The sequence below is a fragment of the Streptomyces sp. NPDC059695 genome, assembly GCF_042733785.1.
Taxonomy (GTDB): domain Bacteria; phylum Actinomycetota; class Actinomycetes; order Streptomycetales; family Streptomycetaceae; genus Streptomyces.
The window spans coordinates 1-1703 of sequence record NZ_JBHWFF010000030.1 but is presented as its reverse complement, the minus strand read 5'-3'; the positions used below and the strand labels follow the sequence as shown (position 1 = coordinate 1703).

The 1703-nt window shown below is 72.8% G+C and carries 2 protein-coding genes; one reads left to right on the top strand and one right to left on the bottom strand.

Going from position 1 to position 1703, the window contains the following annotated elements:
* Positions 1-111: 111 nt before the first annotated feature.
* Entirely contained in the window at positions 112-1443 is a 1332-nt protein-coding gene (locus tag ACFV2S_RS29650; protein WP_385565535.1) for a UDP-glucose dehydrogenase family protein, read from the bottom strand.
* Between the two features lie 126 nt (positions 1444-1569).
* On the opposite strand from ACFV2S_RS29650, the gene ACFV2S_RS29645 reads away from it, so the two are divergent.
* Positions 1570-1703 (top strand): acyl-CoA dehydrogenase family protein (locus ACFV2S_RS29645; protein ID WP_385565813.1); only part of this gene is annotated, 134 nt, incomplete at its 3' end.

Here is a 1703-nt window from a genome sequence, read left to right as displayed (position 1 = left end):
ACCGGTATCCGCGCCCGGCCCCACCCGGCCCCGCCCCCGCGGCCCCCCCCCCCCCCCCGGGGGGGGCCCCCCCCCCCCGCGGGCCCCCCCCCCCCCTCGTCCGCCCGGGCCTCAGGCCGTCGGGCGGCCCATCGCCCGGTACGTCCAGCCGGCCGCCCGCCACAGCTCGCCGTCGAGGGCGTTGCGGCCGTCGAGGATCGTCCGCGTGGCGGCGACCGAGGCCAGCTCGGCCGGGTCGAGCTCGCGGAACTCGCGCCACTCGGTCAGGTGCAGCACGACGTCCGCCCCGCGCACGGCCTCCAGGGCCGAGTCGGCGTAGCCGAGGGTCGGGAAGACGCGGCGGGCGTTGGCCATGCCCTTCGGGTCGTAGACGGTCACCTGGCCGCCCTGGAGGTGTATCTGGCCGGCGACGTTCAGGGCGGGGGAGTCGCGCACGTCGTCGGAGTCCGGCTTGAAGGTGGCGCCGAGGACGGCGACCCGGCGGCCCAGGAAGGTGGATCCGCCGAGGGCCTCGCGGGCCATCTCGACCATCTGGCCGCGCCGCCGCATGTTGATGGAGTCGATCTCGCGGAGGAAGGTCAGGGCCTGGTCGGCGCCCAGTTCGCCCGCGCGGGCCATGAAGGCCCGGATGTCCTTGGGCAGGCAGCCGCCGCCGAAGCCGATGCCGGCGCGCAGGAACTTGGCGCCGATCCGGTCGTCGTGGCCGATGGCCTCGGCCAGCTTCACGACGTCGCCGCCGGCGGCCTCGCAGACCTCCGCCATCGCGTTGATGAAGGAGATCTTGGTGGCGAGGAAGGAGTTGGCGGAGGTCTTGACGAGTTCGGCCGTCGGGAAGTCGGTCACCACGAACGGCGAGCCCTCGCCGACGGGGCCCGCGTAGACCTCGCGGAGCGTCTTCTCGGCCGTCTCGCCGGGCGTGCGGACGCCGACGACGATGCGGTCCGGGTGCAGCGTGTCCTGGACGGCGAAGCCCTCCCGGAGGAACTCGGGGTTCCAGGCGAGGTCGACGCCCGCCGGGAGGAGTGCGGCGAGCCGCTGGGCCGAGCCGACGGGGACGGTGGACTTGCCGACGACCAGGGCCCCTTCGCGCACGACCGCGGCGAGGGAGGTGAAGGCGGCGTCGACGTAGCTCATGTCGCAGGCGTACTCGCCGTGCTTCTGCGGGGTGTTCACGCAGACGAAGTGCACGTCGCCGAAGGCGCCGACCTCCTCCCAGGAGGTGGTGAAGCGCAGCCGGCCGCTCGATCCCTCGATGCCGGCGACGTGCTGCGCGAGCAGCTCCTCCAGGCCCGGCTCGTACATGGGGACGCGCCCGGCGGACAGCATCGCGATCTTCTCGGGGACGACGTCCAGGCCGAGCACCTCGAAGCCCAGCTCCGCCATGGCCGCGGCGTGGGTGGCGCCGAGGTAGCCGGTGCCGATCACGGTGATCTTGAGGGCCATGCGGGACTCCAGGGAACGTCGGGCGGAATGCCTGCCCGAGCATAGTCGTGCCCTGGTCGGGGGCCCGGTCACGCCCTACCATTTGGGTTACTTAACGGTAGTTAGCAAGCGTGGGAGTGAGTGAGCGTGTCAGGTTCTGCTGATTTCGACCTGTATCGGCCTTCAGAGGAGCACGACATGCTCCGGGAGTCGGTGCGTGCCCTCGCGGAGGCGAAGATCGTTCCGTTCGCGGCGGCGGTGGACGAGGAGGGCCGGTTCCC